We start from the raw sequence: 6,351 nt of genomic DNA, 5'->3' as shown, positions 1-6,351 counted from the left end.
CTGTGCTATCGAGATTGGACAAATTTGGAAACTTAATTAACGGAATTGGTATAACTAGTTTCAATAAGTAATTATTTAGTCTCCCTGCCTGCGTAAAAGCAAAAGCCTAAACAAACTTCATCGAAGTCAAATATAGCAAGGTTACTAGCAAAGCGATTTGTTTTATTCATTGCTTTCATAAGCATTTTCTTAGACGTTACTTGCATTGATGATATTGGTCTTGGGGCGGTGACTTTAGTCTCCCTGCCTGCGTCAAAATAAAAGCCAAAACAAACCTCATCGAAGAAGAATGCAACAAGGTAACCAGGGAAGAGCTTTATTTTATTCATTACATTTACAAGGGAAGCTGAAAAAAGGAGTCGTAGAGCTCCTCCGCTAATGAGACTAAGCTGGCGCTTAATTCGCTCACCGCCTCAAAAGTAGGTTTATGATTTGTTAGGTCTCGTCTGCGCTCGTTTTATCTTTTTGATATTTATTAACGATTGGTTTCGCCTTGTCGGCGATCTTCTTTCTCTTGTCAGGAGAGGAAGAAGCAAAGAGACTGACTCCGGATTGTTTTCTGATCTAATCTAATCTAATCTCAACAATATGGTTTTAACGCACCGCCTCAGGAAGGACATCCATGTGCTTTCTGAGACTACGGCAAACGTCCTGTTTGCCGTTGCTAACCACATTGTTGATATTAGGAAAACGCAACGGAGGTGTGTGGTTATCGCGATAGTGTTATGCGCGCTTTTTTTAATGGCTCCGGTGACTTTTAGAGGGGGAGTTTAATTAATAGAGCTTACCCTTTGCTAATATATAATGCTCTATCCAGAGCGGTGACTTTAGTTTCCCTGTAGTGTTCAACTAATTCCGGACATTAAATTAAGATTTTCTTCCGCTTTCGCAGGAGAAAATCCGTTGTTATAACTATGTGGTCTGCGCAAGTTATAGTAATTCATTAAGTAAGCGCTGATATCCAGCGCTGTTTCTTTAATTGAATGATATCCATTGGTTGGCACCCATTCTGATTTTAAACTTCTAAATACACGCTCCATCGGTGCATTGTTCCAACAGTTTCCGCGGCGACTCATACTCTGCGTTATTCTATAACGCCATAATCGTTGACGGAATTTTATGCTTCCATATTGGCTACCTTGATCTGAATGGAACATCAGCCCTTTAGGTTTTCCACGCTGTTGGTAAGCTCTGTCTAATGCTGAGACGACAAGGTCTCCATCAGGCTTGTTCGATAGTGACCAACCAACAACTCGCCTTGATTATAAGTCAAGTACAACCGTAAGGTATATCCAGCGACTACCTGACCAAATATAGATGATATCCCCGCACCAAACATGATTTAGCTGAGAAACATTAAATTCTCGCTTCAATAGATTTGGAATGCCAGGTCGTTCTGCGGTTGCCTTTTTGTAAGCGTGTGAACCCGGCTGTTTACTGATTAAATGCATGTCTTTCATGATACGCCTGACTTTGAAGCGACCTATGTTGAAGCCAGCTTCAGCAAGGATCATAACTAGGCTTCGGCTTCCTGCCGCGCTTCTGCTCAGTTTGAATAGCGCATTTACCTTGGCTCGTAACGCTACTTCTTGCTTGTTAATCACGTTTTAGATTGTTTAAAGTCATAAAAACTAGCGCGTGGTACTTCAAAAACTTCGCAAATCAATTCTGTCGACTCATGCTCACTTAACTTATTGATTAACGTATATTGTTCATTTCGTCCGACATTAAGAGAGCGGTAGCCTTTTTTAATATTGATTTTTCCCGCTCAAGGCGATTCACTCTGGCTTCTAGTGCTTGGATTTTTTGTTACTCAGGTGTTAGCGCTTTGGATGTTGGCGTAATTCCACCGCGTTCATCACTTAACTGTTGTACCCAACGCCTTAATGCTGTTTCACCAACACCAAGAGAGCGAGCAGCTTCAGGAACACGATAGTTTTGATCAAGCACCAAGCTTGCTGCTTCTAATTTAAATTCTTTTGTAAAAGTTCGACGTTTATTATTCATGTGACACCTCATATAAGTGATAATAATACCACCTTAAATGGTGTCCGAGATCATTAGACCACTACATGATGTTTATTTACGGAAAACTAAATCCTTTTGTATTAAAAAACAGCTCTTCTGTAGATCATTAATATTGGAGCCTATGGTTTCCATTTTTATTTATTAAATACTTTCATAAGAACTTCGGCTAACGTTACCAGTAATGCAGACCTCGGGGCGGTGACTTTAGTCTCCCTGCCTGCGTCAAAGCAAAAGCCGAAACAAACTTCATCGAAGTCAAATACTAGAAGGTAACCGGCTAAGCGTTTTCTTTTATTGATAACATTTACAAGGAGGCTGAAGCGACCGCCCCAGAGAACTTGTAGTAGTCTATAAGAGCTTTATAGTCGTTAAATGTAATGATAACGTTGATCGTGAACGAAGATTTCAATCTTTTTAATCTACTAGGATCAATAATGTTTTAGCTTTGAGCGATGACTTTACTCTCCCTACTTGCATCAAACCAAAAATTTTAGCTTATCGAAGCATAGAGGTGGGAATAAATTTTTAACTCAAGATTTAGATGGATATTGAAGAGGAGTTCTTAGTTAATTATTACTGTTGACCTATAGCTTTTTTAATCACTTTTTTCATTTGTTAACTGTGGGTATTTGCGAATATATAGCTAAACACCCTTGCTTGGTTAATCAAATTAGGTACTCAATAAGCCATCATAATTAACACAAAATACTATCAACATATTGTATTTCTGTTCGAAAATATAAACAAAATTCGTTTGTATTTTGATCGATATTTTTTAAATTTATAAACGGTAAAATTCATTTTATCTATGTAATTATATTACTAAATTTAATTTTGAAGTAAATTTAAGAGATCTAGATCACTTAAATTAATTCAATTGTTAATTATCTTATTATTTTACGAGACATAGATCTCTTTTATGGTATTTTCGCGTTCTTATAAAGTGTGACTTAAATCACCAAGGTAACGACCTTAATCAACTTTTTGATAAATTGTAGCAATAGTACATATTGATTAAGTGACTTGAGTATCAAAATTTGCTCTATTCATGCCTGATTAGTGATCTTCTTCACATGATTTTAGCGTCTATTTCATATTTTTATTTATATGTTAAATTTACGAAATCGAAAGAATATTTATGCAGTTTTTATCGACTGTTAATTTACATCAAAACTAAACAAGCCAAATAACGGGGAAGTGACATGATATCATCCGAAGCAAAAATTAGAGTACAGAACTTTGGTAGATTCCTATCAAATATGGTTATGCCAAATATTGGGGCATTTATCGCGTGGGGTTTTATTACTGCGTTATTTATCCCAACTGGTTGGATTCCAAACGAAGGACTAGCTTCATTAGTTGGTCCTATGATTACATATTTACTTCCTCTATTAATAGGTTACACAGGTGGTAAGCTAGCTGGCGGTGACCGTGGTGCTGTAGTAGGTGCAATCACTACAATGGGTGTTATCGTTGGTACTGAAATTCCAATGTTCCTTGGTGCTATGATTGTTGGTCCTTTAGGTGGCTATGTAATCAGTAAATTCGATAAAGCAGTACACGGTAAAGTTAAGAGCGGTTTTGAAATGCTCGTTAATAACTTCTCATCAGGTATTATCGGTATGATCTTAGCTATCATCTCATTCTACTTGATTGGTCCAGCTGTAAAAGTATTGTCTGAAGGTTTAGCATTTGGTGTAAACTTCTTAGTTGAAGTGGGTTTATTACCTCTAACTTCTATCTTTGTAGAGCCAGCTAAAATCCTATTTTTAAATAATGCGATTAACCATGGTATCTTCTCTCCATTAGGTATCCAGCAGTCAAATGACATTGGCCAATCTATTTTCTTCTTAATTGAAGCAAACCCAGGTCCTGGTTTAGGTTTATTATTAGCTTACATGGTATTTGGTAAAGGTACTGCTAAACAAACAGCAAGCGGTGCATCTATCATTCACTTCTTTGGTGGTATCCATGAGATTTACTTCCCATACGTTCTTATGAACCCTCGTTTACTTCTTGCTGTAATTGCAGGCGGTATGACTGGCGTATTCACATTAACAGTGTTCAATGCAGGTCTAGTTTCTCCAGCTTCTCCTGGTTCTATCATTGCAATCTTAGCATTAACACCTAAAGCATCGATTGTTGGTGTGATTTTATCTGTACTTGCTGCAACAGCGGTATCATTTATTGTTGCTTCTCTTCTTATGAAAACACAAAAAGACACTGGTGAAGACGATGGCGATAAATTAGCTGAAGCTTCTAACAAAATGAAAGACCTTAAAAACTCACCAGCAGCGCAAGGTTCAAGTGATGTTAATATGGGTCAAGTTAATAAAATTATCGTAGCTTGTGACGCTGGTATGGGTTCTAGTGCGATGGGTGCAAGTTTATTAGCTAAAAAAGTTAAATCTGCAGGTTTAAACATTAGTGTGACTAACTGTGCAATCAACAACTTACCTGGTGATGTTGATATCGTTATTACGCATAAAGACTTAACACCTCGTGCAATTAAACATGCCGCACAAGCTAAACACTTATCATTAACTAACTTCTTAGACAGTGCTTTATATGACGGTCTTGTGGCTGAGTTAACTGATGCATCAACTGCAACTGAAGCACCAGCGGCTCCAGTAGAAACAGTTGAAGAAACAAAAGAAAAGCCTGTTTTTGAACTAGAAGCTAAAAATATCCACTTAGGCTTAAAAGCTGACAACAAGCAACAAGCAATTCAATTTGCTGGTGAGCAGTTAGTGAAAATGGGCTATGCAGAACCAGCTTACATCGAAGGTATGTTTGCTCGTGAAGAATTAGTTTCTACTTACCTTGGTGAATCAATTGCGGTTCCACACGGAACAATAGAAGCAAAAGAAAGCGTAATTAAAACGGGTATCGTTGTATGTCAATATACAGATGGTATCAAATTCGGTGATGATGAAGATGATATTGCAAAACTGGTTATCGGCATCGCGGCTAAGAACGATGAACATATTGCTGTTATATCAACTATAACCAATGCACTCGATGATGAAGAAGCTATCGAAACATTGATCAATAGTAATGATGTTAGCAAAGTTTTGAGTATATTAAGCTAACGTAAGCTGGATTAAATTAAATGCTGGTTTTTACCAGCATTTTTCGTTTAAAGTATCTTTATAAGGAAAAAACAATGAACTCAATTCATTTTGGCGCAGGTAATATCGGGCGTGGATTTATTGGTAAACTATTAGCAGATGCTGGCATTAATGTAACATTTGCAGATGTTGATGAGAAAGTTATCAACTTATTAAATACACTGAATACTTACAATGTAAAAGTAGTTGGTGAAGAGTGCAAGACAGAAGTTGTTACAGGCGTAAATGCAATTAACTCTACAAGTGATGAATTAGTAGAGTTAATTAGTAAAACGGATCTTATTACAACAGCGGTAGGTCCTAACGTACTGGTTATTATTGCAAGCAAATTAGCTCAAGGTCTTGCGATGCGTTTTGATGCAAACAATGAAGCATTCTTAAATATTATTGCTTGTGAGAATATGATCCGCGGAACTAGCTTTTTAAAAGCTGAAGTATTTAAACACTTAGATGAAAAGTACCATGCACAAGCAGAACGTTTAGTTGGCTTTGTAGACTCAGCGGTAGACCGTATTGTGCCTCCTTCAGAATCAGATGATCCATTAGAAGTGACTGTTGAAAGCTTTAGTGAGTGGATTGTTGATGAAACTCAGTTTAGAGGTGAAACGCCAGTTATTGAAGGCATGCAAAAAACTGATAATCTAATGGCATTCATCGAGCGTAAACTATTTACCCTAAATACAGGTCATATAATGACAGCTTATTTAGGCGCTTTAGCTGGTTATGATACAGTTAAAAATGCAATCGATGACGAATCTGTTTGCTCTCAAGTTAAACAAGCAATGCAAGAGAGTGGAGAAGTTCTGATCAATCGTTATGGTTTTGAGCGTGAAGCACATAACGCATATATTGAAAAAATTATTGGTCGTTTTGCAAACCCATACTTACACGATGAAATTGACCGTGTAGGCCGCCAACCAATTCGTAAATTAGGTGCGAATGACCGTTTAGTTAAACCATTACTAGGTACAATTGAATACGCGACAGCAAACGATATGCTATTAAAAGGTATTGCTGCGGCATTTAAATATACAAATAGTGATGACCCTCAAGCTGTTGAATTACAAACTTCACTATCAGAAGCTGGCTTTTTAGCTACGCTAGAGAAATATACTGGCTTATCTGCATCAAGTTCTGAAGCAGTTAAGATTGAAAAATTATTTCTAGAAATGGCTTAAAAAAATTATTGTGC

Annotated in this window: 3 protein-coding genes and 1 pseudogene; 2 read left to right on the top strand and 2 right to left on the bottom strand. The window is 37.1% G+C overall.

All coding sequences use genetic code 11. The annotated features are described in order from the left end of the window. Positions 1 to 71: 71 nt before the first annotated feature. Positions 72 to 329: a hypothetical protein gene (locus tag V6256_RS08500; RefSeq protein ID WP_341597737.1), complete on the bottom strand. Its 258-nt coding sequence runs from the start codon at positions 327 to 329 to the stop codon at positions 72 to 74. Positions 330 to 845: 516 nt separating this feature from the next. Next, a pseudogene (locus V6256_RS08495) lies at positions 846 to 2,007 on the bottom strand (IS3 family transposase). Between the two features lie 1,223 nt (positions 2,008 to 3,230). Here V6256_RS08495 and V6256_RS08490 point away from each other — a divergent pair. Then, positions 3,231 to 5,120, top strand: coding sequence for a PTS mannitol transporter subunit IICBA (locus V6256_RS08490; protein ID WP_341597736.1), 1,890 nt, complete (start codon positions 3,231 to 3,233; stop codon positions 5,118 to 5,120). A gap of 74 nt (positions 5,121 to 5,194) precedes the next feature. Next, the gene (locus tag V6256_RS08485; protein WP_341597734.1) at positions 5,195 to 6,337 is read left to right on the top strand and encodes a mannitol-1-phosphate 5-dehydrogenase; all 1,143 of its coding nucleotides are present in this window, start codon (positions 5,195 to 5,197) and stop codon (positions 6,335 to 6,337) included. The last annotated feature ends 14 nt before the right edge of the window (positions 6,338 to 6,351 follow it).

The sequence above is a fragment of the Psychromonas aquatilis genome, from assembly GCF_038155185.1.
In the GTDB taxonomy this organism is placed as follows: domain Bacteria; phylum Pseudomonadota; class Gammaproteobacteria; order Enterobacterales; family Psychromonadaceae; genus Psychromonas; species Psychromonas aquatilis.
This window is presented reverse-complemented; position numbering and strand designations above follow the sequence as displayed.

Bases quoted from the DNA above. Each gene is read 5' to 3' on its own strand.
- V6256_RS08500 (WP_341597737.1), bottom strand. From the start codon at position 329: ATGAATAAAATAAAGCTCTTCCCTGGTTACCTTGTTGCATTCTTCTTC.
- V6256_RS08490 (WP_341597736.1), top strand. From the start codon at position 3,231: ATGATATCATCCGAAGCAAAAATTAGAGTACAGAACTTTGGTAGATTC.
- V6256_RS08485 (WP_341597734.1), top strand. From the start codon at position 5,195: ATGAACTCAATTCATTTTGGCGCAGGTAATATCGGGCGTGGATTTATT.